The organism is Undibacterium sp. KW1 (genome assembly GCF_009937955.1).
Taxonomy (GTDB): domain Bacteria; phylum Pseudomonadota; class Gammaproteobacteria; order Burkholderiales; family Burkholderiaceae_D; genus Undibacterium.
Genome location: NZ_AP018439.1, coordinates 3,936,651 through 3,961,416, shown reverse-complemented (window position 1 = coordinate 3,961,416; position 24,766 = coordinate 3,936,651). Strand labels below are relative to the sequence as shown.

General features: G+C 52.0%; 20 protein-coding genes. 10 read left to right on the top strand and 10 right to left on the bottom strand.

Features of this window, described 5'->3' with window-relative positions:
• Positions 1 to 74: 74 nt before the first annotated feature.
• Positions 75 to 386 (bottom strand): STAS domain-containing protein, encoded by a 312-nt coding sequence (locus tag UNDKW_RS17720; RefSeq protein WP_162059755.1) that lies wholly within the window; start codon positions 384 to 386, stop codon positions 75 to 77.
• A 248-nt stretch (positions 387 to 634) separates the two neighbouring features.
• Here UNDKW_RS17720 and UNDKW_RS17715 point away from each other — a divergent pair, with 248 nt between their 5' ends.
• Positions 635 to 868 carry a hypothetical protein gene (locus UNDKW_RS17715; protein ID WP_162042255.1) on the top strand — a complete coding sequence of 78 codons (234 nt, stop codon included), beginning with the start codon at positions 635 to 637 and terminating at the stop codon, positions 866 to 868.
• Between the two features lie 72 nt (positions 869 to 940).
• On the opposite strand, the gene UNDKW_RS17710 is transcribed toward UNDKW_RS17715, so the two are convergent.
• Positions 941 to 1,732: a 4'-phosphopantetheinyl transferase superfamily protein gene (locus UNDKW_RS17710; RefSeq protein ID WP_162059754.1), complete on the bottom strand. Its 792-nt coding sequence runs from the start codon at positions 1,730 to 1,732 to the stop codon at positions 941 to 943.
• Positions 1,733 to 1,792: 60 nt separating this feature from the next.
• On the opposite strand from UNDKW_RS17710, the gene UNDKW_RS17705 reads away from it, so the two are divergent.
• Entirely contained in the window at positions 1,793 to 2,458 is a 666-nt protein-coding gene (locus UNDKW_RS17705) for a thioesterase II family protein (RefSeq protein ID WP_162059753.1), read from the top strand.
• 56 nt (positions 2,459 to 2,514) lie between these two features.
• On the opposite strand, the gene UNDKW_RS17700 is transcribed toward UNDKW_RS17705, so the two are convergent.
• Positions 2,515 to 4,983: a TonB-dependent siderophore receptor gene (locus tag UNDKW_RS17700; RefSeq protein WP_162059752.1), complete on the bottom strand. Its 2,469-nt coding sequence runs from the start codon at positions 4,981 to 4,983 to the stop codon at positions 2,515 to 2,517.
• A gap of 571 nt (positions 4,984 to 5,554) precedes the next feature.
• On the opposite strand from UNDKW_RS17700, the gene UNDKW_RS17695 reads away from it, so the two are divergent.
• Together UNDKW_RS17695 and UNDKW_RS17690 are read left to right on the top strand one after the other, a co-directional pair.
• On the top strand, positions 5,555 to 6,565 hold the full coding sequence (locus UNDKW_RS17695; RefSeq protein WP_232063028.1) for a LacI family DNA-binding transcriptional regulator: 1,011 nt from the start codon (positions 5,555 to 5,557) through the stop codon (positions 6,563 to 6,565).
• Between the two features lie 248 nt (positions 6,566 to 6,813).
• Positions 6,814 to 7,971: a PepSY domain-containing protein gene (locus tag UNDKW_RS17690; protein WP_162059751.1), complete on the top strand. Its 1,158-nt coding sequence runs from the start codon at positions 6,814 to 6,816 to the stop codon at positions 7,969 to 7,971.
• A gap of 65 nt (positions 7,972 to 8,036) precedes the next feature.
• Here the strand turns inward: UNDKW_RS17690 and UNDKW_RS17685 are convergent, their stop codons facing one another.
• The 4 genes from UNDKW_RS17685 to UNDKW_RS17670 all read right to left on the bottom strand — a co-directional run bounded on the left by UNDKW_RS17685 (position 8,037) and on the right by UNDKW_RS17670 (position 15,030).
• Positions 8,037 to 10,100, bottom strand: coding sequence for a TonB-dependent siderophore receptor (locus UNDKW_RS17685; RefSeq protein ID WP_232063027.1), 2,064 nt, complete (start codon positions 10,098 to 10,100; stop codon positions 8,037 to 8,039).
• 63 nt (positions 10,101 to 10,163) lie between these two features.
• Positions 10,164 to 12,086 (bottom strand): IucA/IucC family siderophore biosynthesis protein, encoded by a 1,923-nt coding sequence (locus UNDKW_RS17680; RefSeq protein ID WP_162059750.1) that lies wholly within the window; start codon positions 12,084 to 12,086, stop codon positions 10,164 to 10,166.
• Complete coding sequence (locus UNDKW_RS17675; RefSeq protein WP_162059749.1) at positions 12,083 to 13,228, bottom strand: MFS transporter; 1,146 nt, start codon at positions 13,226 to 13,228, stop codon at positions 12,083 to 12,085. The genes UNDKW_RS17680 and UNDKW_RS17675 overlap by 4 nt, the downstream gene beginning before the upstream one ends.
• Positions 13,228 to 15,030, bottom strand: coding sequence for an IucA/IucC family siderophore biosynthesis protein (locus tag UNDKW_RS17670; RefSeq protein WP_162059748.1), 1,803 nt, complete (start codon positions 15,028 to 15,030; stop codon positions 13,228 to 13,230). Before UNDKW_RS17670 ends, UNDKW_RS17675 begins: the two co-directional genes overlap by 1 nt.
• A 752-nt stretch (positions 15,031 to 15,782) precedes the next feature.
• On the opposite strand from UNDKW_RS17670, the gene UNDKW_RS17665 reads away from it, so the two are divergent.
• From UNDKW_RS17665 to UNDKW_RS17650, 4 genes are all read left to right on the top strand, one after another.
• The gene (locus tag UNDKW_RS17665; RefSeq protein ID WP_232063026.1) at positions 15,783 to 18,161 is read left to right on the top strand and encodes a glycoside hydrolase family 65 protein; all 2,379 of its coding nucleotides are present in this window, start codon (positions 15,783 to 15,785) and stop codon (positions 18,159 to 18,161) included.
• Entirely contained in the window at positions 18,154 to 18,807 is a 654-nt protein-coding gene (gene pgmB, locus UNDKW_RS17660; RefSeq protein ID WP_162059746.1) for a beta-phosphoglucomutase, read from the top strand. Before UNDKW_RS17665 ends, pgmB begins: the two co-directional genes overlap by 8 nt.
• Positions 18,808 to 18,887: 80 nt before the next feature.
• Positions 18,888 to 20,144, top strand: coding sequence for a sugar MFS transporter (locus UNDKW_RS17655; RefSeq protein WP_162059745.1), 1,257 nt, complete (start codon positions 18,888 to 18,890; stop codon positions 20,142 to 20,144).
• A 91-nt stretch (positions 20,145 to 20,235) separates the two neighbouring features.
• Positions 20,236 to 21,240: a substrate-binding domain-containing protein gene (locus UNDKW_RS17650; protein WP_162061999.1), complete on the top strand. Its 1,005-nt coding sequence runs from the start codon at positions 20,236 to 20,238 to the stop codon at positions 21,238 to 21,240.
• A gap of 15 nt (positions 21,241 to 21,255) precedes the next feature.
• Here the strand turns inward: UNDKW_RS17650 and UNDKW_RS17645 are convergent, their stop codons facing one another.
• Complete coding sequence (locus UNDKW_RS17645) at positions 21,256 to 22,488, bottom strand: di-heme-cytochrome C peroxidase (protein WP_162059744.1); 1,233 nt, start codon at positions 22,486 to 22,488, stop codon at positions 21,256 to 21,258.
• Here UNDKW_RS17645 and UNDKW_RS17640 point away from each other — a divergent pair.
• Positions 22,439 to 22,975 (top strand): hypothetical protein, encoded by a 537-nt coding sequence (locus tag UNDKW_RS17640; RefSeq protein ID WP_162059743.1) that lies wholly within the window; start codon positions 22,439 to 22,441, stop codon positions 22,973 to 22,975. The two genes, UNDKW_RS17645 and UNDKW_RS17640, sit on opposite strands and share 50 nt — an antisense overlap.
• A gap of 209 nt (positions 22,976 to 23,184) precedes the next feature.
• Here the strand turns inward: UNDKW_RS17640 and UNDKW_RS30555 are convergent, their stop codons facing one another.
• Positions 23,185 to 23,397: a hypothetical protein gene (locus tag UNDKW_RS30555; RefSeq protein WP_232063025.1), complete on the bottom strand. Its 213-nt coding sequence runs from the start codon at positions 23,395 to 23,397 to the stop codon at positions 23,185 to 23,187.
• Here UNDKW_RS30555 and UNDKW_RS17635 point away from each other — a divergent pair.
• Complete coding sequence (locus UNDKW_RS17635; RefSeq protein WP_162059742.1) at positions 23,396 to 24,055, top strand: glutathione S-transferase family protein; 660 nt, start codon at positions 23,396 to 23,398, stop codon at positions 24,053 to 24,055. The genes UNDKW_RS30555 and UNDKW_RS17635 overlap by 2 nt on opposite strands.
• A 92-nt stretch (positions 24,056 to 24,147) precedes the next feature.
• Here the strand turns inward: UNDKW_RS17635 and UNDKW_RS17630 are convergent, their stop codons facing one another.
• Positions 24,148 to 24,756 carry a hypothetical protein gene (locus UNDKW_RS17630; RefSeq protein WP_162059741.1) on the bottom strand — a complete coding sequence of 203 codons (609 nt, stop codon included), beginning with the start codon at positions 24,754 to 24,756 and terminating at the stop codon, positions 24,148 to 24,150.
• Positions 24,757 to 24,766: the final 10 nt, after the last annotated feature.

Sequence of the window (24,766 nt, the reverse complement as noted above, 5' to 3'; positions counted from 1 at the left end):
GTCAGATAGGACGGTAAAAAGTAAAAAGCTCTCGCAAAAAAATTGCGAGAGCTTTTTGTGACGGCTTGATGAATTCAGAAGCGTGCCAGTGCAGCATCCTTGTTCGCCTGTATATCCAGGATGGCATTAAAACCACTAACCAGAAATACTTCATTGATCGATTCATTCAGGCTGCACAAGACCAGCTTGCCGCTGGCTGCCTTGGTTTTCTTGGCTGTCAGCAAGATCACGCGCAAACCAGCGCTGCTGATATAGGCAAGTTCAGAAAAATCGATGAGGATGTGCACTTCGCCAGCCTCAATGGCAGCCAGAACTTCTTTCTCAAATGCGGCAGAATTATTGCTGTCCAGGCGGCCAGCAGGTGTAAATGTTTTTATATTCGGCATAATGATCCTGACAGGAAAGTTTGTGAGCTAAATGCTGCCTATTCTAGACGTAATTTCGACGCAAATCGTACTTTTAACAACGCAAAAATAATAATATTTTTTTGCGCTTTGTTAAAAGCTAGACATCATTTCTGTGCAAGTGTACTATTGCCTTCGCTGCCTAAATTTTAAGCTGAAACGGGTGGCATAGAGTTTCGTTTCATTCCGATATTATTTTCGTTGAACCACGTAAACTAGGGGTAAGAAAAATGGCACATTTATATGACCAACTGGCATCTGCAATCGCAAAATCAGCACAAGATCCTGCATACCGTACCAAGTTGCTGTCTGACCCAAACGGCACTTTGAAATCTGATGGCGTTGATATCGGCGGCGCAAAAGTTTCCATGGAATGGACAGAGATCACCAATGTATTGAGCATCCTCGTCGAAAACGGCGGTGCAAACTGGACAGGCTCCATCGTTCTCAGTATCAAGAAGTAATTCCCTGCAGTAACAGAGGTAGCAGAGCACATGGCTCATCCGGGTCATGTGCCTGATGTCAGGAACCTGGCATCATTCCAGAGAACAATACTCCCCAAGTAAATCACCGGCATCTATAAAGGCAGGGATATTTTTTTCTGTCTTGCATGCATGCTCAAGCCACTCGCCGGATCTGGCTTTTCTGCTTGCCAATGCAATGAGATGTTGCCCGTCATGCTGCCTGAGCACAAAATCCCATTCCCCTCCATTGTCATCTTCGGGGTTTCTCAACAAGCTTACCCTGGATGCGGTATCCACACTGAATGCCAGTCGCCGCGCATTGGCGGACAGACCTTCGCCCGTCGCTTTCAGATAGGCCTCTTTTAGCACCCAGACTTCATAAAATTTTTTCGCCCTGTTCTTTTGGGGGGCAAGATTGATCTCGGCAATTTCTTCTTCGCTGCAAACCACGCTCATCAAATCATCAAGGTTCACGTCATGGTTGAATAATTCCACATCGACACCCAGAACGGCAGCATATTGCAATGCCACCACAACCAGGTCACCGGCGTGAGAAATGCTGATGGCAGGAACACGTATGTTTTTGTCAGGAATCAAGACAAAAGGCTTGCCTGTGGCTGTGGTGGCGACAAATATTTCTCCTGGAGAAATGCCACATATTTTTGCAACGGCCAGCTTGACCAGCGCACGGCCACCCAGATACCGGTCTCTGTCGTCTTGTTGCAGATAGCGCTGGTGGCGCACTAGCTCTGCCGAGCTTAACAGGGAGAGCAAGCCGCTCCGGTGTAAGCGCAATTGATCCAGCCTTGCTACCCATATAGCTGCTGCCTGGTTCAATTGCATATCGTTTGTGTGCGTGGTCATAGACAGGTTATATTCACTGGTGCCGCATTATATTCAGAACGCCGATAAAGGAATAGTATATTGAAAATCATCGCCTACCCATTCGCCGGTGGCAGCAGCTATAGCTATGCAAAACTGTCGCGTGAGCATGCGCATGAATGGCTGGTACTCGACCCGCCGGGACATGGCAGTAATATGCGCCAGCCTTTGATGCACAGCATACCCGAGATGGTAGCGGCCCTGCTCGAACCTACTTTGCGTGCAAGCGCTGGCAAACCTTATGTTCTGTTTGGACACAGCATGGGGGCCTATCTTGCGCTTGCCATGCTGGACAGGCTGGTGGAACTGGGTGCCCGCCTGCCACAAAGACTGGTGTTGTCAGGTGCTGCTGCACCGCATAGCCGCGCTTTACAGCATCACGCAGAACTGCCGCACAAGCAATTTCTGGAGTGGGTAGTAAGCATGGGAGGCATTTCAGCAGAAGTGCTGGCAGAGCCGCAATTGATGGAATTATTTGAGCCTATCCTGCGCGCAGACATAGGCGCAGCAGAAGCCTATGTCCATGGCAGCCAGCGCCAGCATGATGTACCTGTGCGAGTGCTGCTGGGGCAAGATGACCGAATAGCGCTGGCCGATGGCATGGCCTGGGCAGAGTGTTTTGTGAATGCGCCTGAAATACATACATTTGCTGGCGGACACTTCTTCCTGTTTGATGATGTCGAGAAAGTGCAAAAACTGATCGCCTGAATGAAAAAGCGCGGCCCTGGGCAGGACCACGCTTAACGATCAATAGAGGCTAGCTTTTAGAAGCGATACAGCACAGACGCTTCAATCGCACGACCAAAGATAGGACGGGCAAAGACCACGCTGCTACCACTGCCTATGACGCGGGAATTACCTTCCGTCAGACCGAGTTGATTAGTCAGGTTGGTGCCAGCCAGGCGGAATTCCAGGTTTTCACCCAAGCCCACCAGGATGCCTGCATCCAGGGTGTAATACTTGGGCAGCGATTGCTGGTTTTCTGCATCGGCAAAGCGTGCATCGACATGGGTATAGGTGCCATACAGCTTGATATCGCCATTGTCGAGCGGGATGCGGTAGCTTGGTGACAGGCGGAATTGCAACTTAGGCTGACGCTTCACTTCATTGCCAGTATTGGCGCCATAGTTTTCATACTTCGATTTCTGATAGGCACCGCTCAGTGAAATCTGGAAATTCTTGACAGGGCGGGCAGCCACTTCAAATTCCAGGCCAGAACCGCTGGAGCCACCTATCGCATTCACATTGCGGCCATCTGCCAAGAATTGCTGGAAGGGCAGGCCTGTGAAAGTATTGTGGAAGAAGGTCAGGTAAGCACTGATGTACTCGGACACACTTTTCAAACCTATCTCATATTGCTTGACCTTGGTTACCGGTGCATTCACGCCATTGTCGCGTATGGTGTCAAACTGTGGCAGGGCAAAGCCAGAATTAAGACGTGCAAACATGCTGAAGTTTTCTGACACCTTGTAATTGCCACCGAGGGTATAAGACACTTCATTGTCCGAACGATCGACCGGTGTATTGCTGCCACTTAGCACTGATGCGCTGTTGTTGTACAGTGTCAGCGGGTTATTATCCAGATCCACTGATTTTGGATTCGAGATAACGCCATTCAAACGGCGGTTCTCGGTACGTACACCAGCATCAACGCGGATGCGCTCATTGATCTTCCATTCATCCGCGAGGTAAAACGCCGTGTTTTGTGCCGAGAAACTCTCATTCAAGGTATAGAAGGATGCGCCATCATGGCCATTGCCGCTGACGACCACGCCATTATTCAACTGCACATTGATAGGACGGGCATTCGGTGTTGCTGTCATCAGCACGCTATTGCCAAGATACCACATGTCCTTGGACGAATAGTCAGCGTAATACAGACCGGCGGTGAATGTATGGTCTTTGACGATCTCTTTGCTGATACGTAATTCATCCGTGAAAGAACTCAGTTTCTTTTCTACCGACCAGATACCGGCTGACATCACTTGCTGGTCACCAGCTACTGTAGTGCCACCATTCAGATAAGTCGCAGTACCCGACACCGCCTGCTTGCCACCTGCCGCAGCCACCACATTGGCCTGGCCATTTGCAGACAGGATAGCGCTATTGATATAGCTGGACATGCTCACCGGGCTATTACCGGTGAAGATTGCCAGGGTAGGTGCATCGCCAGAAAAATGATTGAGCTTGTTGCTGATATTCCAGCCGTTGATGCTTTGCGAGAAATCCACGCCAAACAGATTGGCCTGCAAGCCACGGCCATTTGCCAGGTCTTTATTGATAACCTGGCCAGGGCCCACTTCCAGAGCGACATTGCGTAATTCATTGCTGTACAGCGAACCAGTCAAAGGATCAAAGCCAGGGAAGGCGCTGGGCTTGCCGCCCGCAGAGCTGGCAGAGATCAGCGGCACGCCAGTATAGAAAGTATTTTTGTCATTGACGGTGCGCGCATAAAAAGTCAGCTCGCCCTGGTCCAGCTTCCTAGTCACACTGGCAGTGATTTGCCCGCCATCGTCTGCCGGGTATTGCCCGTCACGCACGCCTTGTGCTACGCGGTAAAATCCGCCTATGGTGCCATACCAGCCATCAGCAATCTTGCCGCCATAATAACCATCAATACGGCGCAGATTGCCCGTGCCCACAGTCGCACGCAAACTGCCTTCTGCCACATCACGGCCTTTCTTGAGCAGGAAGTTCATCGTCGCACCAGGCTGTCCATTCGAGAAGATAGGGCTGGGGCCGCCACGCAAGACTTCTACCCGCTCAACCGTGTCATCAATACGGAACAAGGATGAACCTTCCAGGAAAGACAGGGTAGGCGGCGGGAACAAAGGCGAGCCATTCATTTGTATGGTCACAAACGGCGCATCACCGTCGATAGGGAAACCACGTACGCCTATATTGGCACCGGCATTACCGCCGCTGGATTCGGCGTAAATGCCGGGCACGATTTTCAGCAGGTCGGCAGTGCTGCTGGGGGCCGCCTGTTTCAGTTGTTCTTCATTCGCAGTCGTGATGGAATAAGACGCATCGATCTTGCGCTGGCCACCTTTGCGGGCATTACCTGTCACGACGATTTGCTGGACTTCATCTGCCTTGGCTGGCGCAGTGGTATTAGCGGTAGTGGCGGCATTGGTTTCTGGATTGCTGGCGACCTGTGCCTGGGCCTGGCTCAATAATGTCATCATGGCGATAGTAATCGCCGACAAGCGGAAAGGCTTGTTGCAGTTCATGTTGTGCTCCTGAATATTATTAAAGTTTGTCGTTCCTAACATCCGTTCAAGGGCAATACGTCCATTTTCCATGATACGCATTGTTGCCTCTTGCCACTTCCTAAATGAGTCTGGCCTGGTTTTTTGTGTGGCCTGTTTCCCTGGTACTCAAGTGACGAGATGTAAAAACAAGCCCATTGAAACAATAAATGTTATCGATGTCAATTGAAATGTTATCGATGTCATTTATTCGACACAGATAAATCTATTGGTTAAAAATACAAAAATTTCCAATGGGAAATGAAACGCTGACTAACTTGCCAGTACAGATGCTGGCATGAGCACCGCAAAATTTCTGACATGTTTTTGCCAGATTTGCCCCTGTGTTGTGCGGCAGCGATAGAGGAGAAGGGGGTGTTCACTTTGCGCAGAGTCGGTGGTGGATATATCGCAGCCAAACAAGCTCTGTCATAATGCGCGGGAAATAATCAGTTTCACAGGGGCTAAGCCAGACATCGTGCTGAGTTTGCCCGAAGCTGAAATCACTGCACCCGAAATTTCTACACCTGGCAATTGTTTATAAGGTCTTTGCATGTCGGCAAAAAAGCGCAGCACACCTCATCCCGAATCCGGGGTAACGATGGAACACCTGGCAGCCATTGCCGGGGTTTCGACCATTACGGTGTCGCGTGCCTTGCGTAACAGCCCGCTGGTGACGGTAGAGACGCGCGAAAAAATCCGCAAGATTGCAGAAGAGCAGGGCTACCGCTTTAACGTCAGCGCCCGCAATTTGCGCCTGGGCCGCAGCCATTCTGTCGCCGTGGTGGTGGAGATGACGCCTGCCAATGACAGGCCCATGTCTGACCCTTATCCGCTGGAATTATTGGGCGGCATCACGCAGGAGCTGACGACGGCAGGCTATAGCGTGGTGCTGACTTCCATGCAACTCATAGACACGCCACCTGTACAAGGTGCTGATGGCATGATCTTGCTGGGACAGGGCTCCCATGGGGAGGCTGTGCATCGCTTGCAACGTTCCGGCCTGCCGCTGGTCATCTGGGGCGCGCCAGATGCCAACCAGCCCGGCATCGTCGTTGGTAGCGATAACCGCAAGGGCGGTGCCAGCGTGGCTGAGCGTTTTGTCCAGCAAGGGCGGCGCAAACTCTTGTTCATCGGTGACATTGACCACGCCGAAGTGCAGGAACGTTGCGCCGGTTTCATGGAAGCCCTGGGTGAACAGCAACATGCCGTCACCATCCTGCGCCCCAAGGCGTTTACCTTTGAAGCCGGGTTTGACTGCATGTCTGCCTACCTGGATAAAAAAGACAAAGCCTTCGACGCCGTCTTCGCCGCCAGCGACTTGCTGGCCATGGGCGCGATACGGGCAATTACCGAAGCAGACATGAGCGTGCCCGGACAGGTATCCGTCATTGGCTACGACGACACCCCCGGCGCTGCCAGCTTTATCCCTGCACTCACCAGCGTGCACCAATACCTGCGCGATGGCGGCATCCTGCTCGCCAAGAAAATCCTTGGCCTCATCAATGAAGAGCCGGTCGAGTCCGAGGTCTTGCAGACCATGCTGGTGGTCAGGCAGACTTGAATGCGATGGTGTTTAGCCGCATCGCGGCTGTTAGCCCTTAACTATCATTGATCTGCCTGGCTGTTTTAGATAAGATAATGGCAGCGCTGCTATCTGGTGCCATTCAATAAGCAGCCCCCACTACAGCCAGCATTTTCCTGTTTCCCCAAGAATAGCCAGCCATTTTTTCTCAGTCTGGATATTCACGATGTTTACCTGCAAATCCCAGTTTCACATGATCTCAAATAGTCGCTATTTCGGGACTGTTTATGTTGCCTAAGTCGGCACGCACGGTATTGCGGCGTTTGCATTTGTGGCTGGCGCTCACGTTTGGCAGTCTATTCGTGCTATTGGGGCTCACTGGCAGCATTATCTGCTGGATGCATGAGCTTGATCACGCACTCAATCCAGCCCTGTTCAGCACTGGACGGCAAACTTACACTGCTGAACCCATCGAGCCAGAAATGGTACAGGCTGCGCTGGATATACTGACAGCCAATCCCGCTTATGGCAAGCCCAGGCAATTGATGCTGCCTGCCACTACGGCAGATGTCATTACTGCCTGGTATCCTGCCAGAGCAGCTACCGGCAAGTCTGCGTTTAGCCAGGACTGGTCACGCCAGGTCATGCTTGACCCGCTCACGCTGGAAGTGAAAGGTGAACGCAACTGGGGGCAATACGGCATCTCAGTAAGCTTGCTGATACCTAGCCTGTATCACTTGCACCGTTATGTTTTACTGGGTGATACCGGCAAGACCGTGATCGCAGTCAGCGGCATCATGCTCGTGCTGATGTCGCTTATTGGCCTGTTTTTATGGCTGCCCAAACCCAACTGGAAAGCCTTGCGCCAGGCACTGACAGTCAATCTGACGGCAACTCCGGCTGCTATCAATTTTCGCCTGCACCGCATGCTGGGATTTTTTGCCTTGCCTGTGCTCCTCCTGCTGGGATTTTCTGGTGCCTATTTCAATCAGCCACAATGGATATTGCCCGTCATAGGCAAAGTATTACCAGTCACAGAGGCACGCAAGCAGGGGGATGCACATGTGTTTCCTGGCCAGCACATCACTGCTGCACAAGCCATGCTGATAGCACAAGGCGTATTCCCACATGCCAGAATTTCGCGCCTGGGTTTGCCATCGGCTTCTGCTGCCGTGTATGAAATCCGTTTGCGCCAGCCTCAGGAAATGCATAGCGGCGATGGTGCCAGCAGGGTCAGTGTAGATGCCGGCACTGGCCGCATCATCAGGGTTGCCGATCCGCTGCAGGGGCAGGCTGGCGACCGCTTTCTGACCTGGTTGTTTCCCCTGCATAGCGGCATCGCCTTTGGCGTGCCGGGCAGGATATTCATTTCATGCTTTGGCCTGGTTCCACTGGTTTTGATGCTGACAGGCTGGCGCATGTGGCGCAAGCGCAAGAACAAATAAAAAAAGCCGGATGCGCGATGCACCCGGCTAGTATTGCTATGGAGCTGTGTTCAAGTCCCTCGCACTTAGAAGCGTGTATTCAACACCAGATAAGCATTGAAAGGTGCACCAGGCTGTATCTGCACATTATTGTTGGCTGACTCCATATAGCGGGTATTGCCGAGGTTATTGAGTTTCAGGGTAATGTCATAACGGGCCTGCATATAAGTCAGTGCCAGATCGACCCGGGCGTAACCCGGCAGACGTACCGTATTATCAGTCAGTGCATACTGCTCGCTATGGGCAATGATGCCTGCACCAGCACTCCAGTTCTTGCTGAAACTTTGCTTTAACCACAGGCTGGCGTTGTGCGTCGGTGTCATTTCTGCGCGGTTACCTATGCGTATATCGTTGGATGCGAGTATCTTGGCATCGTTGTAGGTGTAACTGGCATTGACCTGGGTAGCGCTGAACAGTTGTCCCTGCAGTTCAAGCTCCAGCCCCTGGTTGCGCTGACGGCCAATTTGCAACTGACGCAAACCTGTCAGGTCAGTTGGATCAGCAGTCAATTGATTGCTTTGCTCCACCCTGAACAAGGCGATGCTGGTGTACAGGCGTTTATCCAGCCACTCTTGCTTTAAACCGATTTCCTGCAGGTCTGTCTTCAAGGGCTTGACCTGGCTCAAGGGATTACTGCCTGTGTACAGCAAGTCACCACCGGCAGGCTGATGTGAGCGACTGATCGTGGCATAGGCAGACTGTTGCGGCGTGATTTTATACACCAGCCCCATGCGTGGTGAGAACAGATTATCGGTACGTTCACTGACGACATTGTTGAGCAGCCTGTTGGTTTGCTTTTGCTTGAACTGGTCAAAGCGGCCACCGAGCAGTATGTCCCATTCATTCGTCAAGGCAATCTGATCCTGCAGGTACAGGGCAGTGGTGTCGGCATTGAAGCGGCTGTCTATGGCCACAGGCAAAGCCCTGAAGTCAGGAGCGGCCAGCAATTGCTGGGGGCGGTATAAATCCACAGGGTAAGCCGTGCCGGTCTGCCTGACCAGGGAATCGCGCTTTTGCTGGGATAATTCCAGGCCAGCCAGCAACAGGTGATTACCGATGGCGTAAGTCAGTTCAGTCTGGTTGATCAGGTTATTTTGCTGTATGGGGAAATAGGTAATCTGGCGTGACACGGTATTGTTTGCATTCACGCGCCGGTTGCGGGTGTTCACACCATCGAGATCAGTCTGACTGTATTGCAGGTTGTTGACCAGGCTGAGTTGCTGATTGAATTTGTGTTCCAGCCTGGCTTTAAAAAGATCACTATTGGTTTTGGTGAAGTCAAATTTTTCACCATAAAAAGTGCTGGCATCAACCGCCACGGCACGTCCATTCACCGATGGTATGCCACGGTCAGGTGTGTGGTCTTCGCGCTGTATTTCCGTCTGCAGCAGCAAGCTGGTTTGCGGGCTGATATTCCAAGACAGCGATGGTGCCAGCAGCGTGCGCTTATGATCAACAATATTGCGGTAACTGTCACCCGCGTCATAGGCAGCAATCAGGCGCGCATTGAGCTCATTGCTCAGGGCCTCACCTGTATCAATGCTGAGCCTGCGCTGGCTGTTCGAACCCAGAGCCAGTGAAATTTCATTGTCCTGTTTTGCCTGCGGTTTTTTGGTAATGCGGTTGATCAGGCCCCCGGCTGCGCCACGTCCATATAAAGCTGCCGTGGCACCCTTGATGACTTCGAGTTTGTCGGTGGTGGCAAGATCGCGGAAATACAGGCTGTCGTCACGCATGCCATCGAGCAGGGTTTCCCGTGGGGAGTAAAAGCCACGTATATAAAATTCATCACGGCGGCCTTCGCCTTGCCCGGCGATAATGCCGGGCGTATAGGCCAGTGCGTCCTTGCTGCTGTTGACGGCACGGTCGCGCAAGTCTTCATTGTTGACGACGGATATCGACTGTGGGGTTTCCAGCAAAATGCCATTGGTTTTGCTGGCGCCGCTTACCTGGGTAGCTGCTGGCCTGGACTGAGCCTTGACTTCAATTAACGGTAAGTCATTTTGTGTCGTGCTTTGCGCCATCACTGCATGGCTATAAGCCTGACCTAGCAAGGCCGGGAGTATCAGTGAAAAAGGTTTTACGTGCATAATGAATACATCATTTGGAGTTGAAAAAAAACAGATACAGAGCTGTGACCACGCCACGAATCGCTAAGCTTCATTGACTACGCCCAGTGGGTGATATAGCGGAAGATAGGCAGCCTTGCGGTCAGCCTGCTTTAAAAAACGGATCAGCAAATTACCCTTGACGGGCAAGGGCTCGCCGGACAGCAAGCCCTGTATGCGGCGTGCTGCCTCTGGGTTGGGGAAGTTGGCCAGATAACTTTGCAGTATATTGCGCAGGCAAGCCCATAATTCGAGGTAAAGTTCATGATTGCCATTCGCCAGCGTGGCGATGACTTCACAGATATTATTGACCAGCAGGCAATAGCCTATGCGTGTCCAACCAGCTTCGTCGCTGCAACAGATTTCTTTACGGGTATGCTCATCAAGCTGCATGGCGTTGATCAGTTTGTGGGCCTTGGGTGTCAGCCTGGTCAGCTCCAGATCACGGACAATGAAACGCACTGGAGTGCCATCTTCTGCAAGCCCGACGATGCTGTTTTGCATATGTGGTTCAAAGGCGATACCTTTTTCAAACAACAGGTAAAACACGGGATAAATTGCCAGCTCGGCATAACGGCTGAACCACAGGCGCATGCCCTGGCGCAGGGACAAACTATGTCTGTGGGAAAACCGTTCTATCAATGCGGCCACCTGCAGGCGACCTGCCTGGCCGTTGCCAAACAGGGCCGCGCATATCATGGGTGTGATGCCTTGCGCCAGATGGCTTGACAGACCTTCACGCAGGACCAGGCCAAAGCCGTCTTCGATTTCCTTATGTTGCCTGTCACTCTGTTGTTGGTCTTCCGGGAAGGCTACACTCAGGTAAGCCTGTTCTTCCAGTGCATGAAAATGCGGGAACAGCGCCAGCATTTCTGCTTTCATCGGTCGGTAAAGACGGCTGGCGGTCAATGCTGCAGCCAGTTCGTGTCGCGCATTATTGCGTATGCAATTGGTGATGCGCAGGTTCAGCGACAGTTTTAAAAAAGCACTGCCATCTTCTGCCAGCATGGTGCGTATGGATGCCGTGGGATAAAACTGTTTGCCACTACAGCCCAGATCGTGTATTTCTCCAGCGCCCATGGCGGTCTGTATGCGTGCCTGCTGCATGAGCCAGTCAGCTTGCCAGGGGTGCAGGGGAACGATGATGTGTTTGCTATCAGCTTGCAGGCCGTGGCCGGTCAGTTGTTGCAAACGGCTGGACAAGTCTTGCTCATCGAGACTATCGCTAATGATCCAGCTGCGCGGGATCTGGAAATAGCGTAATTGCAGCCTTGCGCCATGTTCTGGCGAATAGTTTTTTTCTTCTGTTCTTGTCCAGCCTGAACGGCTCTTGGGAGTAGGGTGGAAAGGGTGGCCCGTCAGCAAATGCTGTTCACTGCGTATGTATTGCTGCAATGCTGAGTCTGTGTGGAGAGAACGTAATTTGCCTTGCTGCGCCTCCAGCAGATGCTGCATGGTAGCGATGCTTTCCTCGATTTGTTGTAGCAGGTCGGCATTAAACGCAGTGCCTTCGCGCAGCGAGAGGTCAGCGACAATGAGCTGGGCAATCTCGCGCCAACTGGCTACTGACCAGGTCTGCTGATGGTCTTGCAGATAGATGTCGGTGATGTAATCATAATTGCCGGTGACTGAGACATGTTGTACCCCCACGCAAAAACGGCTTTGCATGCGCGGTAACTGTATGTCCAGCACCTGGCCCTGATACTGGCGCAATGCTGCAGGTGCCAGCCTGGTGTGGGCAATGGAACGGACGGCCAGCTTATGTTCCTGCATGGCGACCTCACGCGCATAACAATTCAGCAGCACGCGCGCATGTTGCAACTGGGCGTATTCGCTGGCTTCGACAGGGACAGCATTGTTGGCTGCCTGCCTGGGATGTGGTAAAGCACGTGGCAAAGACGGTAGATGGAGTAAGGGCAAAGTGTCAGGCACATGGTTCCAGGCGAACCGCGGTAAGCTAGCGTTCATAAGCGTTTACTTTCTATAAAAATGGAGAGGCCGGCCAACAGCGCACAAGCCAACCAGATGGGAGCGGTATAACTCATTGAAGTAGCCAGACCGCTTGCGAGAATTCCTGCCATGACAGCGCCCCATTTATTGGCGCCTTCCAGTTTGCCAAAATGCTGGCCGGCACTGGCTTTTCTGGTTGTGGATGCTGCCAGGGCATTGATGGCCAGATAAGCGCCGGTCATCCCTGCGCCCATGAGTATCCGGCCCGTGGCCAGCAGGGGCAGATTATTGGCCAGCACCTGCAATAACAATCCAGCGCAGGTCAGCGCGGAGAAACGCGCCAGTGCAGTCTGCGCATTAGAAAAATTGACATGGCGGCCGATAGGCCAGGCCAGCACCAGAAACAGTGCATGCGGCAAGCCAAACAGGGCACCGGCCCAGGCCGCAGACATATTCAGGCGTTGCGCCAGGTCAATGACAAAATACGGATAGGTCAGTACCGTACCTATGGTGAATAGCGCCTGGTAGCGGTACAGACTGCTGGCACTGAGTGTGCCAGCCTTGACAGGCGCTGTACCAGTGTTGTCTGTTACGGTATGCGCAGCAGGAGCAACAGTTTTTACCGGTAGCAGATAGAGTATCAACCCCGCCAGACCAGGGAATATGGCCAGGTAAAAAAAGATGTGCAGCAGATTTTGGCCGTCGCTGAACAGGCCTATGATGGCAGGCCCTGCGAACAGCGCGGTGCGGGCCGAGCCTTGCATGACACTCAGCAATGTAGCGAGGCGCTTGCCTGGCAGGAAAGAAGCCAGAAAAGCATTTGATGCCGCAAAGGTGCCACCCAGCAAACCTTGCAAAGTCAGGCCAAAGGCAAATTCCCACGGCGTGCGTGCCATACCTGTGATGATGAAGCTCAGGCACAGGCCCCAGTGTGCACGTATCAGCGAAGCACGTATGCCTATGCGGTCAGCCAGCTTGCCCCATAAGGGATTGGAGATCGCCGCCGCCAGGGTTGGCAGGGTAAAGTACCAGCCAGCCATGACCAGGGCCTGACTGGAAAAGTTCTGCTGCAGTATATGCGCATAAAATGGTGGCATGCACAGCGCAGCAAAGGCCGCACCAAAATGCCCCAGTACCGTGATGAAAATGGTTTGCCGCATCACGCGCCCTGAGATTGTATGAATTGATGCAGGGGGTTAGGGACAATATGAAATGCTTGCGCGCTGGCGGCAGAAAGACGCCTGCTGGCCAGTTTTTCCATTTGCAGTTCTGGTGCAAACAAATTGAATTGCTGGCAGCGTGCAAACAATTGCGGCACTTGCGCCTGATAATCAAGCACGGTTTGTGCAGCCAGTTGCCAGAAGCGGCTTTCTTCAAACCCATGATGCAGCGTCAGCCTGTGTGCCAGTTCAGACAGATGGATAAACAAGAGCACTTCAAGCAGGTAATCCCGGGCTTCGTCTGTAGTGTCCATGGCAAAACCATTGCTGGCATTGGCCACATTGCGGTGTGCCGGCGCCTGGCGCAAATGCTGTAATTGCGCTTCGTTGGTGGTTTGCCCCGCGATATAGTGCAGGCCACCGGGCAAGTCACGGATGGCAACACCGACAGGCAAGCCATCCCTGACGATGAGCAGGGTATTTTGTGCGTGCGCTTCCAGCAAAACACCATGCGCCAGCATCAGATGGATAAACGGTGGCAGCATGGCGTGCAATAGCGCCTTTACCCAGGTTTCAGTGCCATGTTGTTGCAACCAGCTGGAAATGTTCAGTTGCTGCTGATCATCAAGTGTAGTCAAGGCAGTGCAGGGGAATACCTGCTCGCCTTGCCTGAGTATGGATGTCGGCGACTGCCGCCAGATCGCACCGAGCAAGCCATATCTGTCCTGGCGTGACGCCGCAGGTGCCAGGGTGATGCCCATGGGTTCTGCCAGAACCGCCAGCCTACAGTACTGCTGTAAAAAATTATCTTCGCTACACAAGTTGTTAAGCCATTGCGATATCAGCGGCGCATTATGTACATGATGGTCAGACAGGATGCGGTCTGCTGAACTGTTGGCGATGGCGAGCGGCAGCTTGAGGTTGTGATTGTTATGGCTGACAAGAGATGTCAGTGAACGTATTGATTGTTGTGCCAGCCAGGTCGTTTCACCAACGCCAAGATAGAGCAGGCGGTCATCTGCCAGCCAGTCGGCGTACTGAATTTGCAGGCTCTGTCGCCAGTGCCAGGGATGGGCGGGCAGCAGGTAATAATTGTCTGCATCCTTGCCTGAGAGCGTGATGGTTTGCTGCAAACGCAGCACTTCTGCTGCACCAATTTCCGTTTGCAAAAACTGGATGTAATCAATGCTGGGCAAGCCATGGATATCAGCCAGTTGCTTGTCCAGCGCCAGCCAGACCAGGCCAAAGGCCTGCGCAAATTCTGGCCCATAACGCTGATGGTCGGCCAGGTTAAAACCTATGCGAGAACGATAGCAAGGATGGTACAGATGGCCGTCACCCAATTGCGCTTCTTGCCATGCATACGGCAAGTCAAGTGCAGTACGGCCCTTTGCGGCCAGTGCCCTGGCTTGCAATGAGCAGGCCTGTTTGGCGGCGGTATGAATTAATTCATTAATGAAGCGTGGGCCATTCTGCGCCGCGTGTGACCTCAGCAAATTGCCTGCAACGGTGGCAATATCAGTGGTGCTCATCCCACTGCTCGCTTCGCATACCGGGCCGTGCAAACGGTGGCGCCCAAAGCTGTTTGCCGGATGTGCAGCTATCCGGTATTCAATCGCCTGGCCCTGCTCATTGCTACCCCGTAAATACAAATCAGCCTTGCCATCAGCCTGTCGCTCCAGATGCCCATCCAGGGCTCCTTCAAACCAGAATGCATCGATGAACTGGCGTAGCGTGCGTTCGGCCGCTGCGGCATAACAGGATTTATTGCCAGTCGCCGGAATTTGATTGTTGCTGTCCATATTGTTTTTCCAAAAAATGAGGGTGAGCAAATCCCTTGCGATTGCCGGGGCAATCACAGCTTGCTGCACGATGTGAAATGAAAAGCGCTTATGGGCTGACGTTTAGCCAGGGCTGTCGTAGTGCTGCGTCATGAGAATATTTTTCCGGACAGGGGTGACGACGGATGAGTGCGGCAATCGATATGACGATGGGTACGACGATGGATGCAGTGATGGATACGAATGTGAAATGACGATGGACATGATTTCCCCGCGAATATAACGCATGGTTTTTTCACTTGCCCACGTAGGGATGCTGGCGTACGTGTGTAGCTGGGGGCTGGCGCTTCAGAGGGGGTGAAATTGCTAAAGTGAAATCATTATAAATGAGAATCGTTATCATTTGTGGATTATTTAATAAATAACCTAAAAAGCTTAGGGGCAATTTGCTGAGAGCTGACCCGGTTTTGCCCGCCGTAAGAGAGGGCAGCTTGCTTTAGCCCCTATTTTGCGTCGATAAACTGATCACTGGATAAACCTGGCTCCATGCCGCCCAGGTCTCCAACTAGCTATTTTCAGGGCCGTTCTTAAACACTGCTTAAACGCTGGCTGATCTTGGTTCGAAAAATATAAATTTAGTTTGTTGACTTTTAAAACCGGTTTAAATAGAATTAATTTAGGTTTCAAACCGGTTTGAATAAATTTATTAATATCAAATCCATCAAAATGAATCGCAATATTCAAAATCAAGAACAAAAATGAAGGACGACACCGTGCACACAAGTGATGCCTTGCAACATCAATTTCCGCTGGAAGGCTGGGGGATTACTGAGAATCAGCTCGATGACGGGCATCACCTGCTCAGCGAAACCCTGTTCGCCCTGGGAAATGGCTACATAGGTTTGCGCGGCACGGCAGAAGAAGGCAATCAAAGAACAGCAGCAGACTCACTGAACGGCAGTTACCTCAATGGTTTTTATGAATCCGAAGCCATACAGTATCCAGAAAACGCGTATGGCCTGGCGCGCACCAATCAATTCATGCTGAATGTGCCCAACGCCAAATGCCTGACATTGATGCTGGAAGATGAAACCTTCGATTTGCAGCAGGGCAGGATAGACAGCTACCAGCGTCAACTGGATTTTCGCACCGGTTTGCTGACCCGCACCCTGCAATGGACATCTGCACGGGGACGCAGCATACGCCTGCATAGCCAGCGACTGGTCAGTTTCGATAACAAGCATGTCTATGCGATGTCGTATGAGGTTACGCCCTTGAATTTTTCTGGCGAGATCAAACTGCTTTCTGCTATTGATGCTGCAGTAAAAAATATCGCTGCTGGTGATGACCCGCGTGTAGGTTCCGCCATCAGCGGCCCGGTTCTGCACAAACTCGAAGTAACGCAGGAAGATGATTTTTCTGCCTTCCTGCACCGCACCCACAATAGCGGTCTGAGCCTGGCAACTGCGATGCAAAATCATTTGCAAGCAGAGAGTGCCTACACCAGCAGCTTGCAGCAGTTTGATGACAAACTGGAACAGCAATTCACCATCGAGGCAGTACAAGGACAGGCAATAAAACTGGATAAATTTTGCAGCTATTTTTCATCCCGCGATTATCCGGTAGCGTCTTTGCTCTCGCTCAGTCAACAAACATTGGGCAAGGTGTGTGAACAAGGTTTTGCACAACTGGCCGCAAGCCAGCAAGCATATCTGGCTGACTTTTGGGCGCAGGCCGATGTGCACATCAGCGGCGACGCTGCCTTGCAGCAGGGTATACGTTTCAATATGTTCCACCTGCTGCAATCAGTAGGGCGTGACGGCAAGACCAATATCGCTGCCAAGGGCCTGACAGGTGAAGGCTATGAAGGCCATTATTTCTGGGATACAGAAATTTATATCTTCCCCTTCTTCCTCTACAACAAACCAGAGATTGCCAGAAAGCTGCTCGAATACCGCTATCAATACCTGCCACAAGCGAGAGAGCGTGCGCGTCAGATGTCGCATGCCAGCGGCGCACTTTACCCATGGCGCACTATCGATGGTGAAGAATGCTCAGCCTACTTCCCCGCAGGTACAGCGCAATACCATATCAATGCTGACATTGCCTATTCCATCAAGCTATATATGGAAGCAACGGCAGACATGGATTTCTTGCTGACGCAAGGGGCAGAAATCGTGCTGGAAACCGCCCGCCTGTGGATGGGCCTGGGCCATTACACCCGCTTGTCAGGTCACAACGAGGAATCGTTTTGCATCAATGAAGTGACCGGCCCAGATGAATACACGGCGCAAGTCAACAACAACTATTACACCAATGCGATGGCGCAAATGCATTTGCGTTTTGCAGCTGATATCGTCAGGCAATTACAACTTGAACACATAGAAAAATTTGCTGGACTTGCAGCAAAAATTCATCTGCAAGCGGATGAGGCAGACGCATGGCAACATGCTGCTGATCACATGGCTTTGCCCTATAACAAAGAGCGGGGCATTCATGAGCAGGATGACAGCTTCCTCAATAAAAAGGTCTGGGACTTTGCCAATACACCCAAAGAAAATTATCCCCTGCTGTTGAATTACCATCCGCTTGTCATCTATCGCCATCAGGTTTGCAAACAGGCAGATGTGGTGCTGGCCTTGCTCTTGCTCAGTGACCAGTTCAGCCTCGATGACAAGCGCCGTGACTTTGATTTTTATGAAAAAGTCACGACCCATGATTCATCCCTATCTACCTGTATCTTCAGCATCATCGCCGCAGAAGTCGGTTATCAGGACAAGGCTTACGACTACTTCATGCAAACTGCCAGGCTGGATCTGGACAATACCCATGGCAATACCCATTATGGTGTGCACACGGCAGCCATGGGCGGCACCTGGCTGGGTATTGCCTATGGTTTTGCAGGCATGCGCGTCAACCAGAGGCAACTGAGTTTTGCACCGGTCTTGCCTAGGCAATGGCAAGACTACCAGTTCCGCGTGCATTTCCACGGGCAATTACTGGAAATCATCGTGAGCCAAACCCATGTCGAATATCGTCTCTTGCGCGGCACGGCATTGCAATTCCAGCACAGGGGACAAAGCCTGCAAGTCACAGAGCAACAAGCGACATGCAAAATCGCGTTGCAGGCACAGGAGCCGAGCCATGCGTAAATATGATTATCGTGGTGTGATTTTTGATCTGGATGGCGTGCTGACAGACACTGCACATTACCACTATCTGGCCTGGAAAAAACTGGCCGAGAGTGTCGGTGCGAGTTTTGACGAAGCCTTCAATGAACAATTAAAAGGCGTCGATAGAATGGGGTCGCTGAATCTGATTCTCGCAGCATCCGGCAAAGACTTTAGCGATGCAGATAAACTGGCGCTGTCAGATCAAAAAAACCTGCATTACCAAAGCCTGATTGCGCAGTTGAGCCCCGCTGACTTATTGCCCGGTGCGGCTGAGTCCTTGCAACAGATACGTGCGGCAGGTTTAAAAACAGCGTTGGCATCGGTCAGTAAAAATGCCCAGGCAGTCATTGAGAGACTGGGCATTGCAGACCAGTTTGATGTCGTCGTCGATGCCGCAAAAATAAAGAACAGCAAGCCTGATCCTGAAATTTTCCTGACCGCAGCAGCAGGGCTGGGTTTGACTTCCGATGAGTGTTTTGGAATTGAAGATTCCATAGCAGGCATACGCGCGATCAAATCTGCGAGCATGTTTGCGCTAGGTATAGGTAGCCCGGCAGTATTGACTGAGGCAGACGTTGTCATCGAAGGCTTGCATCAGTTCAGTTTGCAGGATTATTTGAAGTAACAGCATTAAAAGTAAAAGCAGTAGCAGTAAAAACAAAACATAAAAAAATAAGCAGTAAAAATAAAAAGGCAGGAGACAACATGACCGAGCAACACCCGCAGCCAGCCAGCAGGCGGCGCATTATTCTTGCGCTATTCCTGCTGTATTTTGTATTCGCCATCCTGCTCAACAGCGTGGGCACGGTGATACTGCAAGTCATCAAAACTTATGGTGTCAGCAAATCTGCTGCCAGTGTGCTGGAGGCTTTCAAGGATATTCCCATCAGCATAGTCTCTTTCTGCGTTGCGTCTTTTCTGCCACGTCTTGGCTATAAATATGCAATGCTGACTGGCATGGCGATAGTCACTATCAGTACAGCAGCCATGCCCTTGCTGCCCGGCTTTTTGATGACCAAGCTCCTGTTCCTCAGTGTGGGTGTGGCGTTTGCGCTTATCAAGGTATCCGTCTATGCGTCCATAGGCCTGATCAGTACAGACCGCAAGCAGCATGCAAGCTTGATGAATACGCTGGAAGGCTTTTTCATGGTCGGTGTGCTCAGTGGTTACTGGATATTTGGCTATTTCATCGATGCCAACGATCCCGCCTCACCAGTCTGGTTGCAAGTCTACTGGTTGCTGGCCGCCTTGTGCGCTGTGACTTTCTTGCTGGTAGCGACCACCAGCTTTACCGAATTTGAAGCAAAGCTGACTGTCAGTCACAGCAGCCTGCTTACCGATTTTGCCGATATGCTTAAACTGATGGCGCGTCCCCTCGTCTGTGTTTATATCATCTCGGCGTTTTTATATGTGCTGCTGGAGCAGGGCATAGGCACCTGGCTGCCGACCTTCAACAATGAAATCCTCAAGATGCCGGTGGATATGAGCGTGCAAGCTACCAGCATTTTTGCGGCCTGCCTGGCGATAGGCAGGCTGGGTGCGGGTGCTGTCATGCGCAAGCTGAACTGGTATCTGGTATTGAACATCTGCCTCATCAGCATGGCGGCACTAGTGTTGCTGACGTTGCCATTGACGCATAACATCGTCGCCAACCCTGATCTGCGCTGGAGCAATGCACCGCTGGCGGCCTTCATCTTTCCATTGATAGGCTTGTTCATGGCACCGATTTATCCTGGCATTAATTCTGTCATGCTGAGCTCTCTGCCGACCAACCAGCATGCCGCCATGACGGGTTTGCTGGTCTTGTTTTCTGCTTTGGGTGGTACCAGCGGTTCCATGATCACGGGCTATGTGTTTGGTGCGATGAATGGGCAAACGGCGTTTTATCTGTCTCTGTTGCCCTTGAGTGTCATCTTGCTGACCCTGTTTTTCTTCAAGCGCGCGATTGAGCGACTGGATTGATATGACCATGGATGAACTTAGTCACGCTGCACAAGTATATAATCCCAGCTTATTTTCAACTTAATCCATCTTTACCATTTGCCCTATGTCGATTACTTTAAAGGAGCTTGCCGCCAGCCTGGGTATGTCCAAGACCACGGTCAGCCGTGCCTTGAACGGCTACCCTGAAGTCGGTGAGCAGACGCGCAAAAAAGTATTGGCAGCAGCAGAGCAGCATGGCTATGAAGCCAACCCCATGGCGCGCAGCCTGGCCGTGGGCCGCACCAATGTGTTTGGTCTGATCTACCCCTTGCTGCCCTCTGACCTGGGCGACCCCATGTTCCTGGGCGTCGTTGGTGGCATGGCCGAGGCGCTGGAGGCGCGCAAGATGAACCTGATGATTGCGCCTGTTTCGCCCGGCAACGAATTACCCTCGTATGAGCAAATGGTCAAAGGTCGCCGCGTTGATGGCCTCATCGTCAGCCGCACCATGGTGCAAGACCCGCGCATCGCTTATTTGTCCCGGCAGGGCTTTCCTTTCATTGCCCATGGCCGTACCCAGACTGACAAACCCTATGCCTGGTTTGACTATGACAATGCAAACGGCATACGGCTGGCTGTGCAGCATTTGCTGGAGCTTGGCCACCAGCGCATCAGCCTCATCAGCGCGCCGCTGGAATTGAACTTTGCGCGCCAGCGACGCACCAGCTTTGTCGAAGCCATGAGCAGTGCTGGCCTAGATATTGATACCCGCTATCTGATACAGGATGCCCTCGACAGGCGCAGCGGTTACCTGGCAGTGCAGCAGCTATTGAACTGCACACCAAGACCCAGCGCCATCATCGTCGATAACCATCTGTCTGGCGTCGGTGCCATGCGTGCCCTGATGGATGCAGGCATTGCCATAGGCCGTGATATTTCAGTCATCGTCTGGGGCAATATGGAAGACACCCTGGTCGGCGATCAGGTCACCACCATAGACCAGCCTGATCCCCGGGCAGCAGGCGTCAAGATGAGTGAAATGCTGCTGGCTCTGATGAATGGCACACCCGCAGCAGATTTGCAGGTGCTGTGGCAACCGGTGCTGATCGCGGGATCAACCACCGGCCCACTTTAAATGCAGTGAAGATCATCACTGATCCTTCAAATACTCCAGCAAATCCAGTCTTTGTTCTTTCGTCAGCATAGGCAAGTCGCCTGCCCCTTTGGCTGGCTTGGTTCCATAGTCATGGCCTGTATTGCGGTTGCCATTGAGCCGGGTGTCAAAGACAAAACCTTCATAGCCTGTGCTCTTCATGCCGACTTTTTCTGCATCAAATTCGCGTGAGCCCACCATGAACTTCTCAGGTCTGCATTCTGCATCCTTTTGCTCGGCCTGACAGACCGGTAACAGCAAGTCATACAGGGTAGGCACAGAACCATTATGCAGATAAGGCCCGGTCGCCCAGATACCATTCAGTGAGCGCCCCTTGTACGCCTGCAGCGAAGAGTAGGGCGTCATCGTGGTATCAGGATTGTAATTGCCGTGCTTGTTTGAGTCCTTGATTTCATTGCTGAACAAAGCCTGGAAAATATTGTGCAGCCACTCAGACCAGCGGCGTATGAAGCCCTTGTCTGCATCTGGCGTCGTTACCACGCCCAGCGTTGCCTTGGTCAGCAGGGCAGCGATAGGGGCTTTTTTATCGAGCAAGACATCACCCACACCCGCGCCTACGTACTGATTGCGCAAGATGCCTGAATAACCTTCATACTTGATACTGTTGTCAGCCATGGTCGGGTCTGTGCCCACTTCTTCCAGCTTGGACATATGTGCCACGACACGGCGTTGTGGCGAGCTGCGGTCTATCTCTGCATGACAACTGACGCAATAATTGGCAAACAGTTTTTCGCCGCGCTTGATGCGGGTCTGGTCCAGCTTGCCCAGAATGTCTTGCGGCCATTTGGGTGACTGCAATTCAGTCAGCTGGTTTTCTATACGGCGCAAATTCTGGGTATTGATGGAGCTGTCATATTCAACGACTTTCTTGGTCCAGCCCTGGCCAGTCAGTAATGAAGTGATAGAGAAACGTTTGCCCTCATGCCAGTCCAGCGAGCCAAATACGCCTATTACCTCACCGGTATTGCGCCCCAGTGGGCCCAGGCCACCATTGCCACCCAGGCCATTCCACTGCACATAATCACGCTGGGCGATGTCCCACAAGAAAGGGTAACTGACAGGTGCATCTGCCTTGATGAATAATTCCTGCCTGAGCTTGACGATATTCTTGGCCGAGGTCGCTACTCTTTCCACGATCTTGTCGCGGTCGGCAGAGCTGATGTCTGGCCCTATGCCTGCCATTGCCGTACGCACTTCATCTTCAGTCAAGACTTACCAGGGTTGTCAGAACCATGAAATCGACACGACCACGATCACGGCGACCAGCGCTGGTTCCGCGCTGTCGATGTCACAAAAAATTGAATACTACGAAAACGCCAACTGTACAGGGGCTATCGTCGCAACTGGCACCTACACCTCGCCAGTTGTGGTGGCGCAACATATCAGGACAGAAGCCAACGCCACCGTCAAAATGTTGACTGGTGAAACCGTCGCCTCTTCGGTCGATCTTGTCAATGCGACTGCTAACGGTGCAGTGATCAACTTCGTTGGCAGTGCCGTGTCATCTTCCGTGGTCAATGGCAAGACCACCTGGAAATTTGTTTTCAAGGACACGACAATTACCCAGACCATAGAAATCTCGTCTGGCAGCGCCCAGGGCGGTTTCATGTTGCGTAATGGCGAACTGTTCTTTGTACAGGCGATTGGCAGCTCAACGACTGCCTTTGCAGTTGATAGCCGCTATGTGCGTGGCTAAGCTGGATTGAAGAGACATTCAATTTGAAAACAATAAGCCGCCGCGAGGTGGCTTATTGTTTTGGTGCCCGGAATTTAAACGGAAGGCTTATCGTTCAGATTGAATTGCCCCTGCGAACAAGAGATGGTCGTCCTGATTTCATTTGTCACCCACGACCTTATTTAGCGAGCCGGTTTCTGATCATTTCAACTCCGCAAGTGATTGCATTTTTAATATAGTCGGCAAATAATGAGCCTTGTCGCTGGATGGAAGTATTTGATTGAATACCTGTGGACGCGCAGAATTGGGCCAGGCATGTATTTGCGGCGCATGGCCGGTGTAGTCATGGCCTTGGTCTTGGTCATACGCAGACCACCATGCGAGATAAATTTCTGTACAACGCGAACATCATCAAAGAACACCTTTTTCAAGGCATAGCTCATGTCACTCTTACTTTACGGTCATCCTTTTTCTTCCTACACCCAGAAAGTGCTTATCGCGCTGTACGAGAATGACACGCCTTTTGAATTTCGCTGCATAGGGCCAGATACGCCTGCCTACACAGCAGAGTGGCTGCAACGCTGGCCGCTCGGCAAATTCCCCCTGCTGGTCGATGGCGAGCGCAATGTCGTCGAGACCAGCATCATCATCGAATACCTGCAAATGGTTCACCCTGGGCCAGTGCGCCTGCTGCCAGCAGATCCCATGCAGGCGCTGGACGTGCGCTTTCTTGACCGCTACTTCGACCTGCACGTCATGACCCCGGTCCAGCACGCGGTTGGCGCAGCACTGACAGGCGATACTGTAAAAAGACAGGAGGGGCTGGCCCACGCCGCCAGCAAACTCGACCTCGCCTATGCATGGCTGGAAAACCACCTCAAAGGTGATGCATGGGCCAGCGGTGAAAATTTCACACTGGCAGACTGCGCCGCAGCACCTTCACTTTTCTATGCAGACTGGACCCAGCAGATCGCAGAAAAATATCCAAAGCTACGTGCTTACCGCAGCCGCCTGCTGGCCCGCCCATCATTCGCAAGGGCAGTGGAAGAGGCGCGGCCTTATCGGCAGTTGTTTCCGCTTGGTGCACCGGACAGAGATTAATGCAGAGTGAGTCAGGGATTGATTTTCCTGAACGCTTGAAGACCTGCAAGCTGGATAGAGTTGTGAATTTTTTGCGTGTGATTTTCTTGTCTTTAGATAAGAAAATATCCTATGCAACAGATAGCCAATATCATGAAAGGCAGGCCAAACCAGGCGATCCTGGCAAAACTTGTTTGCTGTGGGCGGGCTGGAAATCCCGGTTCAAGAAAAGAAAATGTCACGCCCCGGCCAGCCCTATACTCCAGATTCCACAGCAAGCCCGCGCTAAAATAAAGCACCGAGGATGCATAGATATTTGCCTCCCAGGTAATCGGATAATTGCCATCCCTGATCAACAGATACAAGTCATAACACCAGCTTGCCGAGAACATCCAAACCCCAATTGCGACCAGCACATGTCTGAATCTGGCCTTGCCTCTTATCCCCAAGTAGAGTATTCCCGTTGCCCAAGGTGCAGTCAAGAATGTGAGTGCAGACATCATGGCCGCATCAAAATAATCCCAGGTCGGGTCAGCGGTGTAAGGTGCGACGACAGTAATCCCAATTGCAGCAATGCTGAACGTAATCAGCTTCCAGGGCACGTACAGAAATGCTTTGTACGCTTGCAGGGGAAAGGACGCGCGGTCAGTCAGGTATAGCCAGATGCACAGGATGCAGTAGCTGATCCAGGCTGCGAGATAAAATTTGAGTTCTGGGGTCATAGATAATAAT